The organism is Pseudomonas sp. Pseusp18, assembly GCF_059506005.1.
In genome coordinates this window covers 542,752-567,590 of record NZ_CP169240.1, presented here as the reverse complement: position 1 = coordinate 567,590, position 24,839 = coordinate 542,752, and the positions used below count along the sequence as shown (strand labels likewise).

Sequence of the window (24,839 nt, the reverse complement as noted above, 5' to 3'; positions counted from 1 at the left end):
TTCTTTTGTGCCAGAGAAAAACAAACTTACATCAAGACATCTAACCGCCTGCCGCAAAAACTTCCTGTTTATCAACGCCAGGCCATTTTGAAACGCGGCCTCCAGCGAGGCCGCCGACACTCATGATGTTGGCTTGTCGCCATACCAACGAGGCGTATACACCCACTTGCCGCCCTCGGCACGAGGAAACACGCAAGTGGTGGAGGAGCCGATCAGCACCATGGTGCGCATATCGACCTGATCGGGGGTCAGTTCGCCGAGCGTCGTGACCCGGAGCGTCTGGCCGGGGCGACCGATGTCACGGCCCAGCACCACCACCGTTTCCGGCGTTCGATGCCGGCCGACGATGTCCAGCGCCTGGCCCAGTTGCCATGGCCGTGCGCGGGAGATCGGGTTGTAGAACGCCAGCGCCAGATCGGCCTCGGCCGCCAGGTCCAGACGCTTTTCGATGATCGTCCATGGTTTGAGGTTGTCCGACAGCGACATCACACAGAAGTCATGGCCCAGCGGCGCACCGGCCTGCGCAGCAGTGGCCAGAGAAGCAGAAACGCCTGGAAGGATCTGCAGATCAACGCTGTGCCATGCTGGCTCACTCGACTCGTGTAACGCCTCAAGCACCGCCGCCGCCATGGCGAACACGCCCGGATCCCCGGATGAAACCACCACCACCGAGCGCCCTTGGGCGGCCAGCTCAAAGGCGTGGCGAGCGCGTTGCATTTCCTCGCGATTGTCGGTGCAATGCAGCACCTGATCGTCGCGAAACGGCCCAGCCATACGTACGTAAGTTTCATAACCGAGCACGTCATTGGCGCGCGCCAGTTCGGCCTTGACCGCCGACACCATCAGTTCGGCAGCGCCAGGGCCCAGGCCGATCACAGCCAAACGACCGCGCGCACGACCGATCTGCGCAAGCTCCAGTGGCTGACTGGCCACCGCGATGGCGATTCCGTTATCCGCCGTCACGACTGTGGCGTTCGGTACGGTGTGGCGGGCCAATTCGCTGACGCCGCTGACCGACGCAAAACGCAGTGGCACGCCCAACTCAAGCGCCGCCTCGCGCAACGCAGGGTTGGCCATGTCCAGGTCGCTGGCCAACAGGCACGCCAGCGATTGCACGGCGATTTTCGCCTGATGCAAAGCCATTCGAACGGCGCTCGGCAGGTCCGCCACCTCGGCGCTCACCGCCACCAGCACGCTGCGCGGGTAGATCATCAATTCATTGGCCACAGGCGTGCGCTCGGCACTGCCGACATGAATCGACAACCGAGCCTGGGGATCTTCCGGTAACTGTGCCTGATCAAGCCACGGCGCAGCCCCTTCAATGCGCACGCTTTGGCCCGCGAGCAAATCCGAGACGAAGCGCTTGCCCAGTTCCAGATCACCCAGGGCGTAGCCGCTTGGTGGATTGAGCAGGCAAGTGCCGAAGCGCAATTCACCGCTGGTGGTGATCGCCGCCGCGACGTCCAGGCCGGCGGCAATCTCGCGCGCCATGACGTTCACCCCGCCGAGACCACCGAGCAGCGGCACCACCGCGCTGCCGTCCTCAGCCACGGCCAGCACCGGCGGCTCGACACCCTTCTCCAGCAACAATGGCGCCAGGGTGCGGATCACGATCCCTGCCGCGCACAGGGCGATGATCGGTGTGTCCTGTTGATAAAGCTCACGCAGGGTCGCGCCGAACTCGCGATAGCTGCGATCCGCGCCTTCGACCCGATCAGCCAACCCATGGATCAAAGCCCCCGAGTAAAGCTGTTGGATTTTGCGTGCGGTCGCAAGGCTGCCATTGCCGAGAATGACAATCGCCGGAGCAGAATGGGCCATCAGCCTTGCCACCTTTCACCTGGAACGATAATCAGCGAGAAATACGGCGAGGACATCGGCTCGACCTGATCCAGCGGCACGATTTTCTGGTTGGCCATGGTCGCGCGCTCCACATACAGCGCACGCTCTGCCAGACCGAGTTCTTCCAGCACCTGACGGACCTTGGGAAAGTTGCGCCCCAGTTTCATGATCACTGCCGCATCGGCATCGGCCAGGCGACGCTTGAGGTCTTCGTGGGGCAGCACGCCGGACAACACCGACAGGCTCTGATTGCGATACACCAGCGGCGCGCCCAGTACCGAGGCGCCACCGAGCATCGAGCAGACACCCGGCACGACTTCGGCTTCGTAACGCTCGGCCAGTCGATCGTGCAGGTACATGTAGGAGCCGTAGAAGAACGGATCGCCTTCGCAGATCACCGCCACATCACGGCCGGCGTCCAGATGCGCGGCGAGTTGTTCGGCGGCCGTATCGTAGAAATCGCTGATCACTTGTTCATACGACAACGGCGCCGGCAGCGCTTCGGTGGTCACCGGATAAACCAGCGGCAGCAGGGTTTGTGGATCTTGCAGATGCGCTTCGATGATGCCGAACGCATTGCCCTTCTTGCCCTTGGCAACGAAGTACGCCACTACCGGCGATTCGCGCAGCAGGCGCAAGGCTTTGACGGTAATCAGTTCCGGATCACCGGGGCCGACGCCCAGGCCAATCAAACGTCCAGGTTGCTGCATCATTCGATCTCCGTGGCGAGGGCATTGACGGCGGCGGCGGCCATGGCGCTACCGCCCAGCCGGCCTTGCATGATGACGAAAGGCACGCCACGGCTGTCCGCCGCGAGCATCGCCTTGGATTCGGCGGCGCCGACGAAGCCCACCGGGAAGCCGAGGATCAGCGCCGGCTTCGGCGCGCCGGCATCGAGCATTTCCAACAGATAAAACAGTGCGGTCGGTGCGTTGCCGATCACCACCACGCTGCCTTCCAGATGCGGGCGCCACAGCTCCAGCGCGGCGGCGGAACGGGTATTGCCCAACTCGCGGGCAAGCTCCGGCACGCTGTCGTCGCGCAGGGTACAGATCACCGGGTTGTTGGCCGGCAAGCGCGCGCGGGTCACGCCTTCGCTGACCATCCGCGCGTCGCACAGAATCGGCGCACCGGCCGCCAGCGCATCGCGCCCGGCCTTGCCGGCGCCTTCGGAAAATTGCAGACCGTCGATGGCTTCGACCATGCCGCAGGCGTGGATCACCCGCACGGCGAGTTTCTCCAGATCGGCCGGAATACGGTCGAGGTTGGCCTCGGCACGAATGATCGCGAAGGAGTTGCGATAGATCTCCTGACCGTCGCGGATGTAATCAAGCATCAAGGGAACTCCGTGAGCGGGCGTCGAGCAAGGCTGCGACCGCTTCAATAGTAAGGTTGTGTGCGTGCAGGGCGCCGAAACCCGGATGCCCTGCATCGCGAAAATAGAGGTCGTAGTGACCGGGGGCGACGGCCAGCAGCGTGACCGGTGCTACATGGGCCGCGGCGCAGGAACGCTGGCAGCCGGACAAATGCACTGCTTGATCGTGACGTTGCAACAGCGCGGCCAACTGCATGGCGTCGCTCTTGGTATCGGCCAGGCCCTTGCCGCAGCCAACGGAACCGGTGCAGGCGATCAACCGTGACACAGGCTGATCAGCCTCACATAGCAGGCCCAGTTGCTCCAGACGCCTAATCACTTCAGGCGCTCGCTCTTTTTGAACGTTGGGCAGCAACAGACTTTGCCATGGGGTGAAACGCAGGCTTGCGTCGCCGAATTCGCACGCCAGTTGCGCCGCACCTCTGAGCATGACGGGATCGAGCCGCCCCAACGGAGGGACGGCGCCGATGTAGACGTATTCGGTTCCAACCTGTGGATGGACGCCGATGTGCAGGGCACCCGGAGTCAACAAGCGCTGCCAATCGGTAATCGACTTCAAGGGCACACGCTCGGCCAGGCGAGCGAGAAACTCTGCGAGTGGATACTCGGCCAACAAATGACGCATTCGTGTTTGATCCGGACGCGCCAGGTCGAGAAACAACTCCAGCACCGCTACCACCAGTGCGTGCCCCTGCTCGAGTGACACCGCGCCTGCGGGCCTGTCCGTAGGGCAACCCGCCAGACCGAACGCCAGCAACAGCTCGCCGTTTCGCTCAGCAGCAGACAACCACAGATCATGCGGGTGTTCGAGCATCGCCAACGCCTCGCCGCCATCGAGTTGCACGGCAAACTTGGCGCTGAGTTCGTGGAAACGTTCGTGGCTTTGCAGGGTGGTGAGGATCTGCTCCGCCAGCGCATGCGTGTCGAAGAACATGTGCCGGTCAATCCCGGCAGACGGGCTGAGCATCAGATTGCGCACATCGTCGCCCGCCGCGGTACGCGGCCCCAACCCTGCGGCGAGCAGGCTGTCGATCAAAGCCGTCTGCTCACTGCCAATTCCGCGAATCTGCAGGTTGGCCCGGTTGGTCGCCTCGATCACGCCCCCGGCAAACCGTTCGGCCGCGCTGGCCACCGCTTCAGCCTGGGCCGCGCTGATCGAGCCGCCGTTCAATTTGATCCGGCAGATTCCGCCATCCAGCGCCGGGACGATACGCAGCAACCCCGGGCAGGCCGAGGGGCGTAAGGCGGTAGACATCGGGCGTTCGTTCAAAGGGGCGACCGGCTGTGTGGGAAAGGCGCTTCGCGGGCGAAGGCGCGGTATTATGCCTGCTTTGTCCGACGGCATGAAAAGCCTGCCCGTCGGAACACCCCGTTTGAGGCATTTTTTGAGGACTGCAGATGTCGCCCTGGCTGACAGTAGTAGGTATCGGTGAAGACGGCTTCAAGGGCCTGGGCAAGAACGCCCGTCGCGCCCTTCTGGGCGCTTCGCGGATATTCGGCGGCCAACGGCAACTGGATTTGTTGCCCGTGTGCATTCGCGGCGAGCGCCAGCTCTGGCCCAGTCCATTCTCCCTTGAACCACTATTGGCGCTGCGGGGCGAACCGGTTTGCGTGCTGGCCAGCGGCGACCCGATGTTCTTTGGCGTCGGTGCCAGCCTGGCGCGGCAACTTCCCGGCGCAGAAATGCTGATCCTGCCCGCCCCATCCTCCGCGTCACTGGCGGCCGCTCGCCTGGGCTGGCCGTTACAGGATGTGGTGACGCTGTCGGTGGTCGCCCGCCCCGTCGCGGCGCTCAACGCTCATTTGTTCAGTGGTGTGCGTTTGCTGGTGCTGAGCAACGACGGCCAGAGTCCAGCGGCCATTGCGGCGCTGCTGCGTGAGCGCGGTTTCGGGCCGAGTCGCCTGACCGTGCTGGAACATCTGGGCGGCAACGCCGAACGACGCATCGAGGGCGCTGCCAACGACTGGAGCGACCCGACGATCGCCGATCTGAACCTGATCGCCATCGAATGCATCGCTGAACCCAACACACCGCGCCTGTCGCGCCTGGCCGGCCTGCCGGATTCGGCCTTCCAGCACGACGGCCAACTGACTAAACGCGACGTGCGCGCCATCACCCTTGCGCGCCTAGCCCCGGTCCCCGGCGAACTGCTGTGGGACGTCGGCGCCGGCAGCGGTTCGATCGGCATCGAATGGATGCGCGCTCACCCGAGTTGCCGAGCGCTGGCCATCGAAGCGGATGAGGGACGGCAGGCGTTGATCGAACACAACCGCGATGCCCTGGGCGTTCCCGGCCTGCAATTGATTCGCGGCAGTGCGCCGCAAGCCCTGAGCGGACTCGAACGCCCGGACGCGATTTTCATCGGCGGTGGCGTTACCCGTGAGGGCGTGCTCGATACCTGCTGGGCGCAACTCAAACCCGGCGGCCGGTTGATCGCCAACGCTGTGACACTGCAAAGCGAAGTGACCTTGATGGCCTGGCGTGAACGGCATGGCGGTGAGCTGACCCGCATTCACGTCGCCCAGGCGCAACCGCTGGGCGAGTTCGATACCTGGCGTCAGGCGCTGCCGATTACCTTGCTGGACGTGACGAAACCCCTCGATGCGTGACGAAACCGCCGAACAACCCGCCCCGCTGCGCAGCGGCCTGACCACCGGCAGCTGCGCCACCGCCACCAGCCTCGCAGCTGCCCGCTTGCTGCTCGGCGGCGTGGAAGCGGACGCCGTCGAGATCATTCTGCCCAAAGGCAAACGGGTGCAAATGCGCCTGGAATTCTGTCGGCTGACGGACGACGGCGCCGAAGCCGGAACGATCAAGGACGCCGGCGACGACCCCGACGTGACCCACGGCGCCCTGCTGTTTTCCCAGGTGCGCCTGCACAGCGAACCGGGCATCCGCTTCAGCGCCGGCCGTGGTGTCGGCACCGTCACCCGACCAGGGCTAGTGCTGAACGTCGGTGAACCGGCGATCAACCCGGTGCCGCGCAAGATGATCACCGACCACCTGACGTTGCTGGCCGAGGAGCTGGATTACCAGGGCGGCTTCGAGGTCACGGTGAACGTCGAGGACGGCGAAGCCCTGGCGCTGAAAACCATGAACCCGCGGCTGGGAATTCTCGGCGGCTTGTCGATCCTCGGCACCAGCGGCATCGTCCGGCCGTTCTCCTGCGCGGCCTATATCGCCTCGATCCACCAAGGCATCGACGTCGCCAAAACCAACGGCTACCTGCACATCGCCGCGTGCACCGGCAACGCCAGCGAAGACACCATGCGCCGGGTCTACGACTTGCCGGAAATCGCCCTGATCGAAATGGGCGACTTCGTCGGCGCGGTGCTCAAGCACTTGCGCAAAGTGCCTGTGGATAAACTCAGCCTGTGCGGCGGCTTCGGCAAGATCAGCAAACTGGCGGCCGGGCACATGGATTTGCACAGTCGGCATTCAAGCATCGACCTGCCGCAACTGGCCGAATGGGCCGCAGCGGTCGGTGCCGATACGGCGTTGCAACAGGCGATCCGCGACGCCAATACCAGTCAGCAAGCCTTGGCCATGGCCAGCACCGCCGGGATCGCCCTCGGCGACGCGGTGTGTCAGCACGCCCTCGACTTTGCCCGCAGCGTGGTGCCGGCGCAGGTTCAGGTCGAAGTGTTCGCCATCGATCGCCAGGGCGGGATTGTCGGCCATGCGGGAGTTTTTCAATGAAGCGCGTGTTGTTGCTCGGCGGTGTCACTGAAGCATTGGCCATCGCCCGAACCCTGGGGCCGGAGCACATCTACAGCCTGGCTGGCGTCGGTCGGGTGCCGACCGATCTGAACTGTCAGGTCCGCGTTGGTGGCTATGGCGGCGCCGAAGGTCTGGCGCAGTTCATCCGTGACGAAGGCATTGACCTGCTGCTGGATGCGACCCACCCCTACGCGGCTCGCATCAGCCACAACGCCGCCACCGCCGCGAAGTTGAGCGGCATTGCCTGCTGGGCCTTGCGCCGTCCGGCCTGGCAGCCACACGCCTGCGACGACTGGCGCGAAGTCAGCGACTGGGCCGAGCTGATCGAAGCGCTGAAAACCTTTCGCCGACCGCTGTTCACCCTCGGTCGCGAACCATTGCAGCACCTGCACGAAATCCCGCCTGAGCAATTCTGGACGTTGCGTGCACTGGACGTTTATCCGGGCAACGAGCGCTGCGAAGTGATCGGCGCGCGTGGGCCGTTTCTGATCGAGGACGAACGCGCGTTGTTCGAGCGGCGGCGGATCGACGTGCTGATCAGCAAGAACAGCGGCAGCACCGCCACCGAGCCGAAGCTGGAAGTGGCGCGGGAACGTGGGGTGCCGGTGCTGGTGTTGAAGCGGCCGGTGTTGCCGGGGGTTGAGCGGGAGTTTGGGTCTGTGACTGAGGTTTTAGCGGCCCTCACACAAAACCTGTAGCAGCTGGCGAAGCCTGCGTTCGGCAGCTGCTACAGAAAATGTGCAACCCCCTACATATCCATCGGACCTAACGCACAACATCATCCAAATCGGCTGACTTGTGGGCTCACAACCCAACTCCTATATTTCGAGCCCCACCCATGTAGCGGGGAATGCCGGATGACTGAAAAATTCACTCGTTTCGATATCACTGAGTTTCTCCTGACGTCTGCCGATATGTGGCACTACATCAAGGCCTGCGAAGAGGAAGACCCGGGCGATGGAAGTTTCAATCGTGTGGCGCTCAGGGACGTCAAACACACAATCCGGGCAAGAATCCAAAGCGACCCTCAATTCGCTCAGGCATTAAGAATCGAAGTCGCTACACTCTTTCAAAACGGCGAGGCTGAGCTTGCACGCCGGCTGCTCGACATGCTGACTGACGCGCTGCGACACCACACCGCACGCGGTCTTTTTACTTATCGCCCCTGATCAGGCTAAATAACCGCGCCTGATCGCCCACTCAAACGGATCTGTCCCATGTCCCGACAACGGCTCGCATTTGCCTGGATCGCCTGCTTTGCAGTGCTGTTCAACATGCTCGCCATGCCGATGTCCGGAGCGATGGCGCAAACGGCGAAATCGCCGGCCGAACAGTTGCTGTGGGGCAGTTTCTGCTCTTCCAGCGGCACGAAGCTGGTGGCGATTTCCCTGGGCGACATCGAGCAGAAAGCCCCGCAGAACGACGATCATTCCAACATGCAGCATTGCTGGTGTTGCTCGGGCTCCGCGCCGTTGGTGGCGTTGCCGGGGCATTCGCCGCAGTTGTATTTCGCGCGTTTCGACGCCAATCGAAGCGTGCCGCCCGCCACGCTCGACACACCGACACCGCGCCAGCAATGGCCGAGTCTCAATCCCCGCGCGTCCCCTCTGGTGTGATTCCTTCTCGCAATTGACCTGCGTTTTGAATCGTTCTGGAGAACTGCCATGTTGAACAAACTCATCGTCCTGGCTGTGTTGCTGCTGCCTGCCTGTTTTGCCAATGCCCACGAATACAAGGTTGGCGAACTTGAGATCGCCCATCCGTGGTCGCAGGAGTTGCCGCCCAACGCGCCCACCGTCGCGGCGTATTTCGTGATTCACAACAGCGGCAAAACCGCTGATCGGCTGCTTAGCGTCGGATCGCCAATATCCGGCAAGGCCGAGTTGCACGAACATGTGATGCAAAACGATCTGATGAAAATGCAGCAAGTGCCCAGCGTCGAGATTCCGGCTGGCGGCGATGTCACCTTCGCCCCGATGGCATACCACGTGATGCTGCTGGAGCTCAGAGACCGCAGCCTGTTGAGCGACGGCAAGCGCTTCCCGCTGACCCTGCACTTCGAGAAGTCCGGTGATGTAACGGTCGAGGTCTCGGTGCAGAAAAAGGCACCGGACAGCATGCAAGAGCACATGCACGCCCAGTAATCGCCCCCGTTGAAAACGCCTATGCGCCCGCATAACGCCAGGTCATCCGCGCACCGCCGTCAGCCAATGAGCCTGACCCGCGGCAGCTGGATCAGCCTGTTCGCCATGCTGATGATCTTTATCGGCCCGCTGATTTCTCAGTCGATGCCGATGGATTCGCGCGCGCCTGCGTCTACAAACATGGCTGCAAGCATGTCCATGAACATGTCGATGGGCATGAGCATGGACATGTCGGCAATGGAGCACGCCGACCACGACGCACAACCCACCGCCGAACACTGCCGGCCGGCAGCCGAGCATCACGCGCTGTGGGAAAAATGCGGCTATTGCAGTCTGCTGTTCAATTGCCCGGCGCTCACCGGTGGCGCTTCATTCACCGCGTTCGACACCCCGCCCGCCACCACCTTCACCACACCCGCCACCCGCCTGGGCCATGCCCGGCAAACCTTCTTCCCCGGCGCCCGCACCCGCGCCCCGCCCATCGTCGCGTAAACACCCACCTCTGATCTCACACGGTTTAGAAGACAGCCGCAGGCTGCCGGCCGTGTCGTTTACGACTGTTCGATGGAAATTGTCATGTCCAGGTTTTCTGCTGACACACGTTTGGGCGCTGCCCAGGCTTTTTTTGCCCTGAACCCATCCCGCGTTCGCTTCAGGCAGGCCACCGCCGCCCTTTGCGGCTTGTTGCTGACGCCAATGGTGCTGGCCGATGAACACGCCGGCCACACCGAAGAACTGAGCCCGACGGTAATCACTGCCATCGCGCCGAGTTCGCCGCTGACTGTCGTCACCAACCCCAAGGACCCGCGCCAACCAGTGCCGGCCAGCGATGGTGGTGATTATCTGAAGACCATCCCCGGCTTCGCGCTGGTGCGCAACGGCGGCACCAATGGCGACCCGGTGCTGCGCGGCATGTTCGGCTCGCGTCTGAATATCCTCACCAACGGCAGCATGATGCTCGGCGCCTGCCCGGGCCGGATGGACGCGCCGACCTCGTACATTTCACCGGAAACCTACGACAAACTCACCGTGATCAAAGGCCCGCAAACCGTGCTCTGGGGCCCCGGCGCATCGGCCGGCACCATCCTGTTCGACCGGGAGCCGGAAAGCTTCGGCGAACTCGGCACCCGGGTGAATGCCAGCGTATTGGCCGGCTCCAACGGCCGCTTCGACAAAGTGCTGGACGCCGCCGCTGGCGGGTCGCTGGGTTACGTGCGCGTGATCGGCAACACCGCGCATTCCGATGACTACAAGGACGGCAACAACGACACCGTGCCCTCGCGCTACGACAAGTGGAACGGCGATGTTGCTGTCGGCTGGACGCCGAACGCCGACACCCTGCTGGAATTGACTGCCGGCAAGGGCGACGGCGAAGCCCGTTACGCCGGGCGCGGCATGGACGGTTCACAGTTCTTGCGCGAAAGCCTCGGCCTGCGCTTCGAGCAGTCGAACATCGGTGAAGTGCTGGATAAGGTCGAGGCGCAGGTCTACTACAACTACGCCGACCACGTCATGGACAACTACACCCTGCGCACGCCGTCCGGCACCGGGATGATGGCCGGCCCCATGGCTTCCAACGTCGACCGCCGAACCCTCGGTGCGCGGATCAAAGCCACCTGGCGCTGGGCCGATGTGCAGCTGATCAGTGGCCTGGATGCGCAGACCAACGAACACCGCCAACGCAGCGCCATGGGCGTCGACACTTACAAGGATGTGCCCCGCAACAAGGACGCCGACTTCCACAATTACGGCGTGTTCAGCGAACTGACCTGGTACGCCGCCGACCGTGATCGACTGATCACCGGCGCACGACTGGACCGTGCTTCGGCCAAGGATTATCGGCAGACCATCGGCTCCGGGATGATGGCCCGCCCCAACCCGACCGCCGACGACACCCGCGCCGACACCCTGCCCAGCGGTTTCGTGCGTTACGAGCATGACCTGGCCGACAGCCCGACCACGCTGTATGCGGGCCTCGGTCATGCCCAGCGTTTCCCGGATTACTGGGAGCTGTTTTCGCCCAAGTCCGGTCCTGCCGGTTCGGTAAATGCGTTCGACTCGATCAAGCCGGAGAAAACCACCCAGCTCGACTTCGGCCTGCAATACAAGACCGCAGACCTCGAAGCCTGGGCCTCGGGTTACGTCGGGCAGGTGCGTGACTACATCCTGTTCAACTACACGCCGGGGATGATGGGCATGACCTCGCAAGCCGAGAACATCGACGCGCGAATCATGGGCGGCGAACTCGGTGCAGCCTACAAACTGACGGCCAACTGGAAAGCCGACGCGACCCTGGCCTATGCCTGGGGCAAGAACAGCAGCGACGGCACTGCCCTGCCGCAAATGCCACCGCTGGATGCACGTTTCGGCCTGACCTACAGCGAAGACAACTGGAGCGCCGGCGCCTTGTGGCGGGTGGTCGCGGCGCAAAACCGCATCGACCGGAACAAGGGCAACGTGGTCGGCAAAGACTTCGACAAAAGCTCGGGGTTCGGCGTGTTCTCGCTCAACGGCGCGTACCGGATCAACAAGAACTGGAAGGTCAGCAGCGGCGTCGACAACTTGTTCGGCAAGGCCTACGCCGAACACCTGAACCTGGCCGGCAACGCCGGTTTCGGCTTCCCGGCCAATGATCCGCAAGCCATCAACGAACCGGGGCGCACGCTCTGGACCAAGGTGGACATGAGTTTCTAACAAGAAAAATCAAAAGATCGCAGCCTCCGGCAGCTCCTACGGGATGTGTGTACACCCGCAATTGCGGCGGTATCCTCGGCCCGTGTAGGAGCTGCCGAAGGCTGCGATCTTTTAACAAAAACAATTGAATCGCCACGCGGAGCACACCCGATGAAACAACCCAAACCGAATTTCTACAACCTGGCCTGGCGTTGGCATTTCTACGCCGGCCTGTTCGTCGCGCCGTTCATGGTGATGCTGGCCCTGACCGGCATCGTCTACCTGTTCAAACCGCAACTCGATCCATTGATGTACGGCAGCCTGATGAACATCCCGGCAGGTCATCACACCGTGGCCGCCGACGACCTGCTCAAACGGGTGAAAGAGGCGTATCCACAAGCCCGAATCAAACAATACCTGCCGCCGGTCAACGCCGAACGCAGCGCGCAATTTGTGGTGATCAATGAAGGTCATGAACTGAACGTATTCATCGATCCGTACCACGGCGACATCCTCGGCGAGCAGGACGCGAAGAACAATCTGCAGGCGCTCGCACGCTCGATTCACGGCGAGTTGATGATCGGCACCGTCGGTGATCGACTGGTGGAACTGGCCGCCGGTTGGGGCGTGGTGTTGGTGGTCTCCGGGGTGTTTTTGTGGTGGCCACGCGGTCAGTACGCCGGCGTGCTGTGGCCGCGCCTCAGTCGTCGCGGACGTGTGCTGTGGCGTGACTTGCACGCAGTGACTGGCTTCTGGGGCGCGGCGTTTTTGCTGGTGATGCTGCTCAGCGGCATGACCTGGACCGGCTTCTGGGGCAAGCAATACGCCGACCTCTGGAACCGCTTTCCGGTCGCCATGTGGAATGACGTGCCCAAGTCCGACGTCGAGGCCCGCAGCCTCAACAGCGCCACGCGCCAGACCGTGCCGTGGGCCATGGAAAATACGCCGATGCCAATGTCCGGCGACCACGCCGAACACATGGCTCACGCCAACACCCAGACCGGCCCGGCAGCGCCGACCATCAGCCTGCAAGACGTGCAAAACATCGCCGTGCAGCGCAAGGTCGAGCCCGGCTACAGCATCACCTTCCCCACCACCGCCACCGGCGTGTTCACCATCGCGGTGTTCGCCGATGACCCGCGCAACGACGCCACCCTGCATGTCGACCAATACACCGGCGACGTCCTCGCCGACGTGCGCTGGCAGCATTACAGCAACGTCGCCCGCGCCACGGAGGTCGGCGTGATGCTGCACGAAGGCAAGATGTTCGGCCCGTTCAATCAGATCATCGTGCTGCTGATCTGCCTGATGATTTTGCTCAGCGCCGTCAGCGGCGTGGTGATCTGGTGGAAGCGTCGGCCACAGGGCAAGTTCGGTGTGCCACCGTTGCGTCACGACCTGCCGAAATGGAAAACCGCAATGGTCATCATGTTCGCCCTGGCGGTAATGTTTCCGTTGGTGGGGGCTTCGCTGGTTGTCGTGTGGCTATTGGATTGGGGGCTGCTGTCACGCCTGGGCCGGCAAATTGAATCCACCTCACCTTCATCATGAAACAGGCGAGATACGCGTACGCGTAAAGCCAATACAATGCGGGGCCGCCAAGCTTTTGTGGCGAGGGAGCTTGCTCCCGCTGGGTTGCGCAGCGACCCCAAACCTGACGCCGCGGTTTCTGAGGGGATACCGCGTTGTAGGGTTTTACGACTGCTGCGCAGCCGAGCGGGAGCAAGCTCCCTCGCCACAGGTGTGTGCTGGTTTGAACGATCATCAGGAATGAAATGACTTCGCTGAACATCACCAACCTCGCCTGGACACCCCTGGGCCACGGCCACTGCCATCACCAGTTCCAGCTGCGTGACGCCTCCTTGCACGTGGCTGCCGGTGAGTTCGTCGGGTTGATCGGCCCCAACGGCAGCGGTAAAACCAGCCTGCTGCGGTGTGCTTATCGCTTCAGTAAACCGGAAAGCGGCGACGTAAAACTCGACCATCACAACGTCTGGAAGCAATCCTCACGCTGGTGCGCGCAACGCATCGCGGTGGTGTTGCAGGAATTTCCCGACGCCTTCGGTCTGACCGTCGATGAAGTGGTCGCCATGGGCCGCACACCGCACAAAGGTCTGTTCGATGGCGACACTCTCGAAGACCGGAAGCTCGCAACCCAAGCCCTCGAATCGGTCGGCCTCAAGGGCTTCGAAGACCACGCCTTCGCCACCCTGTCCGGCGGTGAAAAGCAGCGCGTGATCCTCGCCCGCGCCCTGGCCCAGCAACCGCAATTGCTGATCCTCGATGAGCCGACCAACCACCTCGACCCGCGCTATCAACTGGAACTGCTGCAGCTGGTCAAACGCCTGCAGATCGGCACGCTGGCGAGCATCCACGACCTCAATCTGGCGGCGGCCTTCTGCGATCGGCTCTACGTGATCCATCACGGTCGCATCGTCGCCAGTGGCACCCCCAAAGAAGTCCTGACCACACACCTTTTGCACAACGTGTTCGGCGTCGACGCTCTGATCGATGACCATCCCTTGCACGGCTACCCACGAATCACCTGGATAACCCAACCATGACTTTGCGTTCCCTGCTTTGCGTCGCGTTGTTGCTGGGCAGTGCCCATGCCTTCGCCGAGGCCACGAAATACCCGCTGACGGTTCAGAGTTGCAACCGTGCAGTCACCTTCAAGCAAGCGCCGAAACACGCGGTCAGCCACGACATCAACATGACCCAGATGATGCTCGCCCTCGGTCTCAAACCCAGGATGGCCGGCTACAGCGGCGTGACCGGATGGAAATCGGTGACACCCGAAATGCAGACCATCCTCGACGGTTTGCCGGAGCTGGCGGCCAAGTACCCGTCGGTGGAAACCCTGCTCAACGCCAACGTCGATTTCTTCTTCGCCGGTTGGGACTACGGCATGCGCGTCGGTGGTGACCTCACGCCGCAAACCCTGCAACCACTGGGCATCAACGTCTACGAGCTCACCGAGTCCTGCGCGTTCGTGATGAAGCGTCCACCGGCCAGCCTGGAAGACACCTACAACGACCTGCGCAACCTCGGCAAAATCTTCGACGTGCAGGATCGCGCCAATGCCGTGATCGCCCAGATGCAGGCGCAAGTCGCCGAGGTGCGCAAGGACCTGCCGACGGACAAGCCTCGGGTGTTTCTCTACGACAGCGGTGAAGACCGGGCCATGACTTCCGGGCGCCTCGGCATGCCGCAAGCGCTGATCGATGCTGCCGGCGGACGCAACATTCTCGATGACGTAGAGGCGAGCTGGACCCGGGTCAACTGGGAGAACGTGGTCGAGCGCAATCCGCAGGTGATCGTGATCGTCGATTACGGCGAAGTCACCGCCGAGCAGAAGGAGCAGTTTTTGCTGAACAACCAGGCCCTGCAATCGGTGGACGCGATCAAGAACCAGCGCTTCATCGTCATTCCTTACGTGCAGGCCACCCCGGGGATCGACAACGTGCTGGCGGTCAAAACCCTGGCCAAGGGTTTCCACGGCGAATGATTGACCGTCGCTATGCCTTGTTGCTGATCGGCCTCGGCGTGCTGTTGCTGATGTCGTGTGTGGTGTCGCTGGGCTTCGGCCCGGCGCGGGTGCCGGTGGACGTGGTGTGGCGGATTCTGCTGCACAAGGCCTTCGGTCTTGGCGAGCAGAACTGGACGGCCGGACAGGAACACATCGTCTGGCTGATCCGCGTGCCGCGCATGTTGCTCGGCGCGCTGGTGGGCGCCGGCCTGGCGCTGATCGGTGCGGTGCTGCAAGCGGTGACGCGCAATCCGCTGGCCGATCCGCACTTGTTGGGCGTGACCTCCGGCGCGACCCTCGGCGCAGTGATCGTGGTGTTGCATGTCGGTGAAATCGTCGGCCTGCTGACCTTGCCCATCGCAGCGTTTATCGGCGCATTGTTGAGCATGTTGACTGTGCTGATGATCGCCAATCGCAATGGGCGGCTGGACAGTGATCGGCTGCTGCTGTGCGGTGTCGCGGTGTCGTTCGTGATGATGGCGATCGCCAACCTGCTGCTGTTTCTGGGCGACCATCGCGCCAGTTCGGCGGTGATGTTCTGGATGCTCGGCGGCCTAGGGCTGGCGCGTTGGGAATTGCTCGCCGTGCCCGCCGCGAGTGTGTTGCTCGGGTTGGTGTTGCTGCTGGGCATGGCCCGGCCGTTGAATGCGTTGATGGCCGGTGAACAGACCGCCGTGACCCTGGGCCTCAATGCCCGCACTGTGCGGCTGCGGGTGTTTTTGATTGCCTCGCTGATGACCGGGGTGCTGGTGTCCATCAGCGGCTCGATTGGTTTTGTCGGGCTGATGGTGCCGCACATTGCCCGGCGATTGGTGGGTGCCGAGCATCGGCGGTTGCTGCCGGTGTGCGTGTTGTTGGGCAGCCTGTTCCTCGTCTGGGTCGACGTGGCCGCACGCACCCTGATCGCCCCGGAAGACCTGCCCATCGGCGTCGCCACCGCTGCGATTGGCGGGCTGTTCTTCATCGGCCTGATGCGCCGGCGCTGACCTCTCCGGAGGTGCGCAGTCCCCTGTAGGAGCTGCCGAGTGAAACGAGGCTGCGATCTTTTGATCTTAAAAAATCAAGATCAAAAGATCGCAGCCTTCGGCAGCTCCTACAAGGGATTGCAATTCTGCGTTTGTTTTTGTGTGTTTATGTGAATACCAAAATACCAGACCTTTCCCACGCATCTTTCAGGTTGTCCGTCGGAAGCGGGCTCTCTAGTCTTTGGCTGTCGCTGACAACTCAGCGATCGGGTGTGAGAAGCCCGGCAACTTATGGTCATCCAGTGTCTGTACACGCATAATCGCCGCCAGCTTATTAGCTGCCTGCAAATGTGTTATGGCGGCTGTGTGCGGGCGGACTTCGGTCCGGCCGGGTGTCCATAACCGGTCTTCTCACCTCGCACATAGCTGCCACCTCTTCCCTTGTGAGAAGCGGCAAGTGGAGGCTCCAACGCTGGAGAAATTTTTCAATGGACAAATTAATTCCTGACCCACCCTTCAACACCACCACCCCCAACGCCGAAGCCTCGCGCAACGAAGAATTACTCAAGGATCGCGAAGCCATAAAACGCGCCCTCGACTATTACCTCGATCCCCCGGCGCCCTACACCGAAAAACCCCGCCGCCCCAGCACCATGTTCTTGGTCGCCCCGAATATGGACACCGAAAGCCTCCTGGCCCACGCCTACGAATCGTTAGCCACGGCGAGTGTCCTGGCCAGCGATTTCGCTAACTCCCTGACCGGCCCGCAGCGCTACACGGCGCTGGCGATTCAACAGAGCATCATGCTGGCGGAACTGGCGGTGAACCGGGCGCTGGATAACGTCGACCCGGCGTAGTCCCCCTGCTCGCGATGGAGGCAGCACCTTCAGCATCATTGGTGACTGACACATCGCATTCGCGAGCAGGCTCGCTCCCGGTGAGCCCCTGCGAAAGCTTAGTGAGCGATCGCAGGGGGTGGCGGGGGTAGCCATTTCATTGTTGGTTCATCGACCCTTAGAATGCACGCCTGACTATTCTCAGGATGAGCCTCATGTTGAAAACTGTTTTCCTGTCGCTGCTTGTGTTCGGCTCCAGCTCGGTGCTGGCCGATACCAAGGTCGATGTCTCAAAGATTTACGGCAACATCCAGTTCGTCGACTCTTACCCAGACTACAAGGTCAAGATTGACAACGGCTGGCCCGATCTGAAAGTAAAAAAAGTCGATAGCTACCCCGACTCTGTCGGCAAATGGAAAATTGTCGATAGCTACCCCGATTACAAGATTCAAATCGTTGACTCCTACCCTGACTTCACCATCAAGTATGTGGACTCCTACCCAGGCGTGAACTGACAAACTTTGCATCACCGCTGCCGTCACGCGGCAGCACCACAATGAAGCACGTCTGCGCACCACGCACCGCCGCTCGTCCTCTCCTGGTGCGTTCAATCCCCGCGCAACCGCTCTAACACGACATTTCCGTGCCCGTCCCCGACCGGGCACAGCCCTTGCAAATCAGCCTTCAGTCGTCCGCATCTGCCAACCATAAAAAACTTTAACGTTCATGGAGATCGCACAATGAAGCGTCGCAGTTTGATCAAGGCTTTCACACTCACGGCAAGCATTGCCGCGATGGGCATGACCTGGACTGTCCAGGCCGCCGAGACCATCAAGGTCGGTATTCTGCATTCGTTGTCCGGGACCATGGCGATCTCCGAAACCTCGCTCAAAGACATGGCGTTGATGACCATCGACGAAATCAACGCCAAGGGCGGTGTGAACGGCAAGATGCTCGAACCTGTGGTCGTGGACCCGGCATCGAACTGGCCGCTGTTCGCCGAAAAGGGCCGGCAGTTGCTGACCCAGGACAAAGTGGCGGTGGTGTTCGGTTGCTGGACCTCGGTGTCGCGTAAATCGGTATTGCCGGTGTTCGAAGAGCTCAACGGCCTGCTGTTCTACCCAGTGCAATACGAAGGCGAAGAGATGTCGCCGAACGTGTTCTACACCGGCGCGGCGCCCAACCAACAGGCGATTCCGGCAGTGGAATACCTGATGAGCGAAGAAGGCGGCAGCGCCAAGCGCTACTTCCTGCTCGGCACCGACTACGTCTACCCACGCACCACCAACAAGATCCTGCGCTCGTTCCTGCACTCCAAAGGTGTGGCCGACAAGGACATCGAAGAGGTCTACACCCCGTTCGGCCACAGCGACTATCAAACCATCGTGGCCAGCATCAAAAAGTTCTCCGCCGGTGGCAAGACCGCGGTCATCTCCACCGTCAACGGCGACTCCAACGTGCCGTTCTATAAAGAGCTGGCCAACCAGGGCCTGAAAGCCACCGACGTACCGGTCGTGGCGTTCTCGGTGGGCGAAGAAGAATTGCGCGGCATCGACACCAAACCGCTGGTGGGCAACCTCGCGGCATGGAACTACTTTGAGTCGGTGGAAAACCCGGTGAACAAGAAGTTCGTCGATGACTGGAAAGCCTACGCCAAGAAACACAACCTGCCGGGCGCCGACAAAGCGGTGACCAACGACCCGATGGAAGCCACCTACGTCGGCATCCACATGTGGGCGCAAGCCGCCGAAAAAGCCAAGTCCACCGACGTCGACAAAGTCCGCGAAGCCTTGGCCGGCCAGACTTTCGCCGCACCGTCCGGCTACACCCTGACCATGGACAAGACCAACCATCACCTGCACAAACCAGTGATGATCGGCGAGATTCAGGCCGACGGTCAGTTCAACGTGGTGTGGCAGACCGAAGGGCCGATCCGCGCCCAACCGTGGAGCCCGTTCATCCCGGGCAACGACAAGAAGCCGGAGTATGCGGTGAAGAGCAACTGAGCCACTGGGGCCTGAGCATGGAGCTCAGGCCCGACACAACTCCTGTGTGAGCGGGCTTTGTGGTGAGGGGGCTTGCCCCCGTTGGGCTGCGAAGCGGCCCCAAAAAACGGGACTACTGCGTAGTCCAGCGGGAGCAAGCTCCCTCGCCACAAAATTTGCTCCCACACTTAGTCCGCGCAAGGACACTGACATGCCCATTGCCTTTTACCGCTTGATCCTCGCCATCGCTCTGTTACTGCCGATGGCCGTCCACGCCGGCGACGCCGAAGACTTCGTCGCGGCCAATCCCGTGCAGCAAGCCAAGCTTCTGGAAACCTGGGCCGCGCAGCCCGATCCGGCCCGTATCGAACTGATCAACGCCCTGCAACAAGGCGAACTGACCATCGATGGCCAACCGAAAACCCTGCGCCTGAACAATCGCCTGCGGGGTCTGATCGACACCGCTTTGGCCAGCCACCAATTGCTCGCCGCCGACGCCAAAATCCGTCTGGCCGCCGCGCAGCAATTGCAGAAAAGCGCCAAACCGGCGCAACTGAAATTCCTCGACCAACAGCTGACCAGCGAACAAGACGAAACCGTTCACGCCGCCCTGAGCCTGGCCTTGGCCAATCTGCAACTGGTCGACAGTGACCCCGCCGTGCGCCTCGCCGCCGTGCGTTTGCTCGGCGAAACCGGCGACCCGCTGGCCCGCACCCGCCTCGAAGGCTTGCTCGAACCCGGCGTCGAAGCCGACGCCAGTGTGCACACCGCCGCCGAAACCAGCCTGGCCCAGGTCAAACGCAAACTGCTGATCGGCGAGATGCTCGGCCAGGCCTTCAGTGGCATGTCCCTCGGTTCGATTCTGCTGTTGGCGGCCCTCGGATTGGCGATCACCTTCGGCCTGCTCGGGGTGATCAACATGGCCCACGGCGAGATGCTGATGCTCGGCGCGTACTCGACGTACGTGGTGCAGTTGATGTTCCAGCGCTTCGCCCCACAAGCCATCGAGTTCTATCCGCTGATTGCGCTGCCGGTGGCGTTTTTCGTCACCGCCGCCATCGGCATGGCGCTGGAGCGCACGGTGATTCGTCACCTCTACGGTCGCCCGCTGGAAACGCTGCTCGCGACGTGGGGCATCAGCCTGATGCTGATCCAGTTGGTGCGGCTGGTGTTCGGCGCGCAGAACGTCGAAGTGGCCAACCCGGCGTGGTTGTCGGGCGGGATTCAGGTGCTGCCCAATCTGGTGCTGCCGTACAACCGTATCGTGATCATCGCGTTTGCCTTGTTTGTGGTGGTGCTGACCTGGCTGCTGTTGAACAAGACGCGCCTCGGCTTGAACGTGCGTGCCGTCACCCAAAACCGCAACATGGCCGCCTGCTGCGGCGTGCCCACCGGGCGCGTCGACATGCTCGCCTTCGGTTTAGGCTCGGGCATCGCCGGGCTCGGTGGCGTGGCGCTCAGCCAGATCGGCAACGTCGGCCCGGACCTCGGCCAGAGCTACATCATCGATTCGTTCCTGGTGGTGGTGCTCGGCGGTGTCGGTCAATTGGCCGGTAGCGTGCTGGCCGCATTCGGCTTAGGCATCGCCAACAAGATTCTCGAACCGCAGATCGGTGCGGTGCTGGGCAAGATCCTGATCCTCGCGCTGATCATTCTGTTCATCCAGAAACGTCCGCAAGGCCTCTTCGCACTGAAAGGACGGGTGATCGACTGATGAACCAGCCTCTGCTCGTTACCGCGACAAAAAAAGCCGGCCCCAAAGTCACCATCACTGTTGGCACGGTGATTCTCGTTTTGCTACTGGCGTTGCCATTGCTGTCGTTGTTATCGCCCGATAGCGCGCTTCACGTCTCGGCCTACACGCTGACACTGGTGGGCAAGATTCTTTGCTACGCCATCGTCGCCCTCGCCCTCGATCTGGTCTGGGGTTACGCCGGCCTCCTGTCCCTCGGTCACGGTCTGTTCTTCGCCCTCGGCGGTTATGCCATGGGCATGTACCTGATGCGCCAAGCCTCGGGTGACGGCTTGCCGGCGTTCATGACGTTCCTGTCGTGGACCGAATTGCCGTGGTACTGGACCGGCACCAGCAGCTTCCTCTGGGCCATGTGCCTGGTGGTATTAGCGCCGGGATTGCTGGCGCTGGTGTTCGGTTTCTTCGCCTTCCGCTCGCGGATCAAGGGCGTGTATTTCTCGATCATGACCCAGGCCCTGACCTTCGCCGGGATGCTGCTGTTTTTCCGCAACGAAACCGGGTTTGGCGGCAACAATGGCTTCACCAATTTCCGCAGCATTCTCGGGTTTGGCATCACGGAACCTGGGACTCGCGCGGTGTTGTTTTTCGCCACGGTACTGTTGCTGGTGGCGAGCCTGTTCATCGGCTGGCGGCTGGCGCAAAGCAAGTTCGGCCGGGTGCTGACCGCGTTGCGCGATGCCGAGAACCGCCTGATGTTTTGCGGCTACGACCCGCGCGGCTTCAAGCTGTTTGTCTGGGTGTTGAGTGCGGTGTTGTGTGGCCTGGCGGGGGCGCTGTATGTGCCGCAAGTCGGGATCATCAACCCGAGCGAAATGTCGCCGACCAACTCGATCGAAGCGGCGGTCTGGGTTGCCTTGGGGGGGCGCGGCACGCTGATCGGCCCGCTGCTGGGTGCCGGTGTGGTCAACGGGATGAAGAGCTGGTTCACCGTGGCGTTTCCGGAATACTGGCTGTTCTTCCTCGGCGCGCTGTTCATCGTCGTGACGTTGTATCTGCCTAAGGGTGTGATCGGTCTGCTGAAGAAAAGGGGTGAATCATGAGAATCACAGCGACTGCGGAATTCATGCTCGAACCGGCCTTTTTTCCACCGCAGCCCAACAAGGACGCTGGCAGCAGCCGCGATGCCATCGGCCTCGGCCAACGCGTCGGCCCCGGCCTTAATACGCGCCACGGCACCATACTGACCCTGGAAGACATCAGCGTCAGTTTCGATGGTTTCAAGGCGCTCAATAATCTGAACCTGTACATCGGCGTCGGCGAATTGCGCTGCATCATCGGCCCCAACGGCGCGGGCAAAACCACGCTGATGGACGTGATCACCGGCAAGACCCGCCCCAGTCACGGCAAGGCCTGGTTCGGTGAAACCCTGGACCTGACGCAGATGAGCGAAGTGCAAATCGCCCAGGCCGGTATCGGTCGCAAGTTCCAGAAGCCAACCGTGTTCGAAGCCCTGAGCGTGTTCGAAAACCTGGAGCTGGCGCAGAAAACCGACAAGTCGGTGTGGGCCAGCTTGCGGGCTCGCCTGAGTGGTGAACAAAAAGATCGCATCAGTGAGGTGCTGGAAACCATTCGCCTGACCAGTTCGGTCAATCGCCCGGCAGGGTTGTTGTCTCACGGGCAGAAGCAGTTTCTGGAAATCGGCATGCTGCTGATGCAAGACCCGCAACTGCTGCTGCTCGACGAGCCGGTGGCGGGCATGACCGACGCCGAAACCGAATTCACCGCCGAGCTGTTCAAGCGCCTGGCCGGCAAGCATTCGCTGATGGTGGTGGAACACGACATGGGCTTCGTCGGCTCGATCGCCGACCACGTCACCGTGTTGCACCAGGGCAGCGTGCTGGCCGAAGGGTCGCTGGAGCAGGTGCAGGACAATGAGCGGGTGATCGAGGTGTATCTCGGTCGCTAGCTGCTCCCTGCGTAGGAGCTGTCGAGTGAAACGAGGCTGCGATCTTTTGATCTTTGCATGTCGCGCCCGATGAAGATCAAAAGATCGCAGCCTCGCTCCGCTCGACAGCTCCTACAAGGGTGGGTCAAGGGTGGGGCGGTGCAGGTAAAGCCCGGGATCGGGTGGAACAGAAGGAATCTTGAACATGCTGCAAGTCGACAAGCTGCACCAGTACTACGGCGGTAGCCACATCCTGCGGGGCCTGACGTTTGAGGTGAAGGTCGGCGAAGTCACCTGCCTGCTCGGGCGCAACGGCGTGGGCAAGACCACCTTGCTCAAATGCCTGATGGGTTTGCTGCCGGCCAAGGAGGGCGCGGTGAACTGGGAAGGTAAACCGATCACCACGTTCAAGCCGCACCAACGGGTTCACGCCGGGATCGCCTACGTGCCTCAGGGCCGGGAAATCTTCGGCCGGCTGACCGTGGAAGAAAACCTGCTGATGGGCCTGTCGCGGTTTCCTGGCTCCGAGGCCAAGGAAGTCCCGGCGTTCATCTACGAGCTTTTCCCGGTGCTGCTGCAAATGAAGCAACGGCGTGGCGGTGACTTGTCCGGCGGTCAGCAACAGCAACTGGCGATCGGCAGGGCACTGGCCAGTCGTCCACGGCTGCTGATTCTCGATGAGCCCACCGAAGGCATCCAGCCGTCGGTGATCAAGGAAATCGGCGCAGTGATCAAAAAGCTCGCGGCCCGTGGCGACATGGCGATTTTGCTGGTGGAGCAGTTCTACGATTTCGCCGCCGAGCTGGCCGATCAATACCTGGTGATGTCCCGGGGCGAGATCGTGCAGCAGGGTCGTGGCGAAAATATGGAAGCCGAAGGTGTGCGTGGACTGGTTACGATCTAACCTGCAGCCTTCTGACGATAAATTAGACGATATGAATTTACCTCTCCCCACTGCGCTGTTTACCCCGAGCTGGCATGCCGAGCTGGAGCTGGGCTACGCCCGTTTCGGCACCAGCACCCGCCCGGTGCAGCGCCGTCATCAAGGCCCGCTGCGGGTGCAGAAGCACTTGTATGCCGAAGGCCCCGAGGTCTGTCAGCACATCATCGTCCACCCGCCGGGCGGGATTGCCGGCGGTGATCGGCTGGATATATCGGCCAGCGTCGGTACGCACGCCTGGGCGCAAATCACCAGCCCTGGCGCCGCCAAGTGGTATCGCGCGGCCGGGCCGGCTTATCAGAAACTCGAATTGCGCGTTGGCGCCGGTGCGACGTTGGAGTGGCTGCCACAAGAGACGATTATCTTCAGCGCCGCTCAGGCTGAACTCAGCACGAGCATTGATCTTGAGGGCGATGCCCGGTTGTTCTACTGGGACGTGGTAGCGCTGGGGCGTCCGGCCAGTGGCGAGCGCTTCGACCTCGGGCACTTCCAGGCCCACCTGGATATCCGCCGCGACGGCCAGTTGCTCTGGCACGAACGCCAGCGCATTACCGGGGATGACGGCTTGCTGGACTCGCCGATCGGGCTGGATGGGCAACCGGTGTTTGCGACGTTGCTGGTGACCGGAGAGATTGATAGTGAATTGCTGGAGAAGTGCCGCTCGCTGCCCAATGAGGTGCGCGGGGATCTGACACAGCTGCCAGGGCTTTTGGTCGCCCGATGCCTGGCCAGCGAGGCGCTGTTGGCACGGGGCTGGCTGATTGATTTATGGCGATTGCTCCGGCCGGCGTTGCTCGGCCGCGAAGCCGTTCCGCCCAGAATATGGGCCACCTGAATACGCTCCTACAGAAGACTTTTTAACTGCCGATTATGGATTTCTACGATGGACCTGACCCCACGCGAAAAAGACAAGCTGCTGATCTTCACCGCCGGCCTCGTGGCCGAGCGGCGTTTGGCTCGCGGCGTGAAACTCAATTACCCGGAGGCCATGGCCTACATTTCCGCGGCGCTGCTCGAAGGCGCGCGTGACGGCCAGACCGTGGCCGAGCTGATGCACTACGGCACCACCCTGCTCAGCCGCGAACAAGTGATGGAAGGCATCCCGGAAATGATCCCGGAGATCCAGGTCGAAGCGACGTTTCCCGACGGCACCAAACTGGTCACCGTTCACCAACCGATCGCCTGAGGCCG

Annotated in this window: 25 protein-coding genes; 21 read left to right on the top strand and 4 right to left on the bottom strand. The window is 62.0% G+C overall.

The genetic code is table 11. The features are described 5' to 3' along the window. Positions 1-120: 120 nt before the first annotated feature. Genes cobJ through cobG form a run of 4 tightly spaced genes read right to left on the bottom strand, consistent with a single transcriptional unit; the run spans position 121 to position 4,472 of the window. Positions 121-1,821, bottom strand: a complete 1,701-nt coding sequence (gene cobJ / locus ACEN9A_RS02425) for a precorrin-3B C(17)-methyltransferase (RefSeq protein ID WP_258672242.1) — start codon at positions 1,819-1,821, stop codon at positions 121-123. Next, complete coding sequence (locus ACEN9A_RS02420) at positions 1,821-2,552, bottom strand: precorrin-2 C(20)-methyltransferase (RefSeq protein WP_018928431.1); 732 nt, start codon at positions 2,550-2,552, stop codon at positions 1,821-1,823. Before ACEN9A_RS02420 ends, cobJ begins: the two co-directional genes overlap by 1 nt. Then, positions 2,552-3,178 (bottom strand): precorrin-8X methylmutase, encoded by a 627-nt coding sequence (locus ACEN9A_RS02415; RefSeq protein WP_019650629.1) that lies wholly within the window; start codon positions 3,176-3,178, stop codon positions 2,552-2,554. The genes ACEN9A_RS02420 and ACEN9A_RS02415 overlap by 1 nt, the downstream gene beginning before the upstream one ends. Beyond that, positions 3,171-4,472, bottom strand: a complete 1,302-nt coding sequence (gene cobG / locus ACEN9A_RS02410) for a precorrin-3B synthase (protein ID WP_309475227.1) — start codon at positions 4,470-4,472, stop codon at positions 3,171-3,173. Before cobG ends, ACEN9A_RS02415 begins: the two co-directional genes overlap by 8 nt. Positions 4,473-4,615: 143 nt before the next feature. Between cobG and cbiE the strand changes: the two genes are divergently transcribed. From cbiE to ureA, 21 genes are all read left to right on the top strand, one after another. Next, a complete protein-coding gene (gene cbiE, locus ACEN9A_RS02405; protein WP_258672240.1) occupies positions 4,616-5,827 on the top strand; it encodes a precorrin-6y C5,15-methyltransferase (decarboxylating) subunit CbiE in 1,212 nt (403 codons plus the stop codon). Next, on the top strand, positions 5,820-6,917 hold the full coding sequence (locus tag ACEN9A_RS02400) for a cobalt-precorrin-5B (C(1))-methyltransferase (protein ID WP_258672239.1): 1,098 nt from the start codon (positions 5,820-5,822) through the stop codon (positions 6,915-6,917). Before cbiE ends, ACEN9A_RS02400 begins: the two co-directional genes overlap by 8 nt. Further along, a complete protein-coding gene (locus ACEN9A_RS02395) occupies positions 6,914-7,636 on the top strand; it encodes a cobalt-precorrin-6A reductase (protein ID WP_258672237.1) in 723 nt (240 codons plus the stop codon). Before ACEN9A_RS02400 ends, ACEN9A_RS02395 begins: the two co-directional genes overlap by 4 nt. A 159-nt stretch (positions 7,637-7,795) precedes the next feature. Beyond that, positions 7,796-8,107: a hypothetical protein gene (locus ACEN9A_RS02390; protein WP_258672236.1), complete on the top strand. Its 312-nt coding sequence runs from the start codon at positions 7,796-7,798 to the stop codon at positions 8,105-8,107. Between the two features lie 48 nt (positions 8,108-8,155). Continuing rightward, positions 8,156-8,554 (top strand): DUF2946 domain-containing protein, encoded by a 399-nt coding sequence (locus tag ACEN9A_RS02385; RefSeq protein ID WP_258672235.1) that lies wholly within the window; start codon positions 8,156-8,158, stop codon positions 8,552-8,554. Between the two features lie 48 nt (positions 8,555-8,602). Further along, entirely contained in the window at positions 8,603-9,082 is a 480-nt protein-coding gene (locus ACEN9A_RS02380) for a copper chaperone PCu(A)C (protein ID WP_019650635.1), read from the top strand. A gap of 21 nt (positions 9,083-9,103) precedes the next feature. Then, positions 9,104-9,574, top strand: a complete 471-nt coding sequence (locus ACEN9A_RS02375) for a DUF2946 domain-containing protein (protein WP_258672234.1) — start codon at positions 9,104-9,106, stop codon at positions 9,572-9,574. 72 nt (positions 9,575-9,646) lie between these two features. Beyond that, positions 9,647-11,776: a TonB-dependent copper receptor gene (locus tag ACEN9A_RS02370; protein WP_408981103.1), complete on the top strand. Its 2,130-nt coding sequence runs from the start codon at positions 9,647-9,649 to the stop codon at positions 11,774-11,776. A 150-nt stretch (positions 11,777-11,926) separates the two neighbouring features. Beyond that, positions 11,927-13,306, top strand: coding sequence for a PepSY-associated TM helix domain-containing protein (locus ACEN9A_RS02365; RefSeq protein ID WP_019650638.1), 1,380 nt, complete (start codon positions 11,927-11,929; stop codon positions 13,304-13,306). A 224-nt stretch (positions 13,307-13,530) separates the two neighbouring features. Then, positions 13,531-14,319, top strand: a complete 789-nt coding sequence (locus ACEN9A_RS02360) for an ABC transporter ATP-binding protein (RefSeq protein WP_258672232.1) — start codon at positions 13,531-13,533, stop codon at positions 14,317-14,319. Further along, positions 14,316-15,263, top strand: a complete 948-nt coding sequence (locus tag ACEN9A_RS02355; protein ID WP_258672231.1) for an ABC transporter substrate-binding protein — start codon at positions 14,316-14,318, stop codon at positions 15,261-15,263. The genes ACEN9A_RS02360 and ACEN9A_RS02355 overlap by 4 nt, the downstream gene beginning before the upstream one ends. Further along, entirely contained in the window at positions 15,260-16,270 is a 1,011-nt protein-coding gene (locus tag ACEN9A_RS02350; RefSeq protein WP_258672230.1) for a FecCD family ABC transporter permease, read from the top strand. Before ACEN9A_RS02355 ends, ACEN9A_RS02350 begins: the two co-directional genes overlap by 4 nt. A 467-nt stretch (positions 16,271-16,737) precedes the next feature. Further along, entirely contained in the window at positions 16,738-17,106 is a 369-nt protein-coding gene (locus ACEN9A_RS02345) for a DUF6124 family protein (RefSeq protein WP_258672229.1), read from the top strand. A 194-nt stretch (positions 17,107-17,300) separates the two neighbouring features. Continuing rightward, complete coding sequence (locus tag ACEN9A_RS02340) at positions 17,301-17,600, top strand: 7(1) septoil knot domain-containing protein (RefSeq protein WP_019650643.1); 300 nt, start codon at positions 17,301-17,303, stop codon at positions 17,598-17,600. A gap of 225 nt (positions 17,601-17,825) precedes the next feature. Further along, positions 17,826-19,091: an urea ABC transporter substrate-binding protein gene (gene urtA / locus ACEN9A_RS02335; RefSeq protein WP_007937152.1), complete on the top strand. Its 1,266-nt coding sequence runs from the start codon at positions 17,826-17,828 to the stop codon at positions 19,089-19,091. Positions 19,092-19,281: 190 nt separating this feature from the next. Beyond that, on the top strand, positions 19,282-20,784 hold the full coding sequence (urtB, locus tag ACEN9A_RS02330; protein WP_258672228.1) for an urea ABC transporter permease subunit UrtB: 1,503 nt from the start codon (positions 19,282-19,284) through the stop codon (positions 20,782-20,784). Next, a complete protein-coding gene (gene urtC / locus ACEN9A_RS02325) occupies positions 20,784-21,863 on the top strand; it encodes an urea ABC transporter permease subunit UrtC (protein WP_258672227.1) in 1,080 nt (359 codons plus the stop codon). The genes urtB and urtC overlap by 1 nt, the downstream gene beginning before the upstream one ends. Further along, the gene (urtD, locus tag ACEN9A_RS02320; protein ID WP_018928448.1) at positions 21,860-22,729 is read left to right on the top strand and encodes an urea ABC transporter ATP-binding protein UrtD; all 870 of its coding nucleotides are present in this window, start codon (positions 21,860-21,862) and stop codon (positions 22,727-22,729) included. Before urtC ends, urtD begins: the two co-directional genes overlap by 4 nt. A 184-nt stretch (positions 22,730-22,913) precedes the next feature. Beyond that, positions 22,914-23,612: an urea ABC transporter ATP-binding subunit UrtE gene (urtE, locus tag ACEN9A_RS02315; protein WP_019582243.1), complete on the top strand. Its 699-nt coding sequence runs from the start codon at positions 22,914-22,916 to the stop codon at positions 23,610-23,612. 31 nt (positions 23,613-23,643) lie between these two features. Then, positions 23,644-24,483: an urease accessory protein UreD gene (locus ACEN9A_RS02310; RefSeq protein ID WP_258672226.1), complete on the top strand. Its 840-nt coding sequence runs from the start codon at positions 23,644-23,646 to the stop codon at positions 24,481-24,483. A gap of 48 nt (positions 24,484-24,531) precedes the next feature. Beyond that, complete coding sequence (ureA, locus tag ACEN9A_RS02305) at positions 24,532-24,834, top strand: urease subunit gamma (protein ID WP_007937143.1); 303 nt, start codon at positions 24,532-24,534, stop codon at positions 24,832-24,834. Positions 24,835-24,839: the final 5 nt, after the last annotated feature.

Excerpts from the sequence above, each read along its gene's own strand:
- cobJ (WP_258672242.1), bottom strand. The coding sequence starts at position 1,821 with ATGGCCCATTCTGCTCCGGCGATTGTCATTCTCGGCAATGGCAGCCTT.
- ACEN9A_RS02420 (WP_018928431.1), bottom strand. The coding sequence starts at position 2,552 with ATGCAGCAACCTGGACGTTTGATTGGCCTGGGCGTCGGCCCCGGTGAT.
- ACEN9A_RS02415 (WP_019650629.1), bottom strand. The coding sequence starts at position 3,178 with ATGCTTGATTACATCCGCGACGGTCAGGAGATCTATCGCAACTCCTTC.
- cobG (WP_309475227.1), bottom strand. The coding sequence starts at position 4,472 with ATGTCTACCGCCTTACGCCCCTCGGCCTGCCCGGGGTTGCTGCGTATC.
- cbiE (WP_258672240.1), top strand. The coding sequence starts at position 4,616 with ATGTCGCCCTGGCTGACAGTAGTAGGTATCGGTGAAGACGGCTTCAAG.
- ACEN9A_RS02400 (WP_258672239.1), top strand. The coding sequence starts at position 5,820 with ATGCGTGACGAAACCGCCGAACAACCCGCCCCGCTGCGCAGCGGCCTG.
- ACEN9A_RS02395 (WP_258672237.1), top strand. The coding sequence starts at position 6,914 with ATGAAGCGCGTGTTGTTGCTCGGCGGTGTCACTGAAGCATTGGCCATC.
- ACEN9A_RS02390 (WP_258672236.1), top strand. The coding sequence starts at position 7,796 with ATGACTGAAAAATTCACTCGTTTCGATATCACTGAGTTTCTCCTGACG.
- ACEN9A_RS02385 (WP_258672235.1), top strand. The coding sequence starts at position 8,156 with ATGTCCCGACAACGGCTCGCATTTGCCTGGATCGCCTGCTTTGCAGTG.
- ACEN9A_RS02380 (WP_019650635.1), top strand. The coding sequence starts at position 8,603 with ATGTTGAACAAACTCATCGTCCTGGCTGTGTTGCTGCTGCCTGCCTGT.
- ACEN9A_RS02375 (WP_258672234.1), top strand. The coding sequence starts at position 9,104 with ATGCGCCCGCATAACGCCAGGTCATCCGCGCACCGCCGTCAGCCAATG.
- ACEN9A_RS02370 (WP_408981103.1), top strand. The coding sequence starts at position 9,647 with ATGGAAATTGTCATGTCCAGGTTTTCTGCTGACACACGTTTGGGCGCT.
- ACEN9A_RS02365 (WP_019650638.1), top strand. The coding sequence starts at position 11,927 with ATGAAACAACCCAAACCGAATTTCTACAACCTGGCCTGGCGTTGGCAT.
- ACEN9A_RS02360 (WP_258672232.1), top strand. The coding sequence starts at position 13,531 with ATGACTTCGCTGAACATCACCAACCTCGCCTGGACACCCCTGGGCCAC.
- ACEN9A_RS02355 (WP_258672231.1), top strand. The coding sequence starts at position 14,316 with ATGACTTTGCGTTCCCTGCTTTGCGTCGCGTTGTTGCTGGGCAGTGCC.
- ACEN9A_RS02350 (WP_258672230.1), top strand. The coding sequence starts at position 15,260 with ATGATTGACCGTCGCTATGCCTTGTTGCTGATCGGCCTCGGCGTGCTG.
- ACEN9A_RS02345 (WP_258672229.1), top strand. The coding sequence starts at position 16,738 with ATGGACAAATTAATTCCTGACCCACCCTTCAACACCACCACCCCCAAC.
- ACEN9A_RS02340 (WP_019650643.1), top strand. The coding sequence starts at position 17,301 with ATGTTGAAAACTGTTTTCCTGTCGCTGCTTGTGTTCGGCTCCAGCTCG.
- urtA (WP_007937152.1), top strand. The coding sequence starts at position 17,826 with ATGAAGCGTCGCAGTTTGATCAAGGCTTTCACACTCACGGCAAGCATT.
- urtB (WP_258672228.1), top strand. The coding sequence starts at position 19,282 with ATGCCCATTGCCTTTTACCGCTTGATCCTCGCCATCGCTCTGTTACTG.
- urtC (WP_258672227.1), top strand. The coding sequence starts at position 20,784 with ATGAACCAGCCTCTGCTCGTTACCGCGACAAAAAAAGCCGGCCCCAAA.
- urtD (WP_018928448.1), top strand. The coding sequence starts at position 21,860 with ATGAGAATCACAGCGACTGCGGAATTCATGCTCGAACCGGCCTTTTTT.
- urtE (WP_019582243.1), top strand. The coding sequence starts at position 22,914 with ATGCTGCAAGTCGACAAGCTGCACCAGTACTACGGCGGTAGCCACATC.
- ACEN9A_RS02310 (WP_258672226.1), top strand. The coding sequence starts at position 23,644 with ATGAATTTACCTCTCCCCACTGCGCTGTTTACCCCGAGCTGGCATGCC.
- ureA (WP_007937143.1), top strand. The coding sequence starts at position 24,532 with ATGGACCTGACCCCACGCGAAAAAGACAAGCTGCTGATCTTCACCGCC.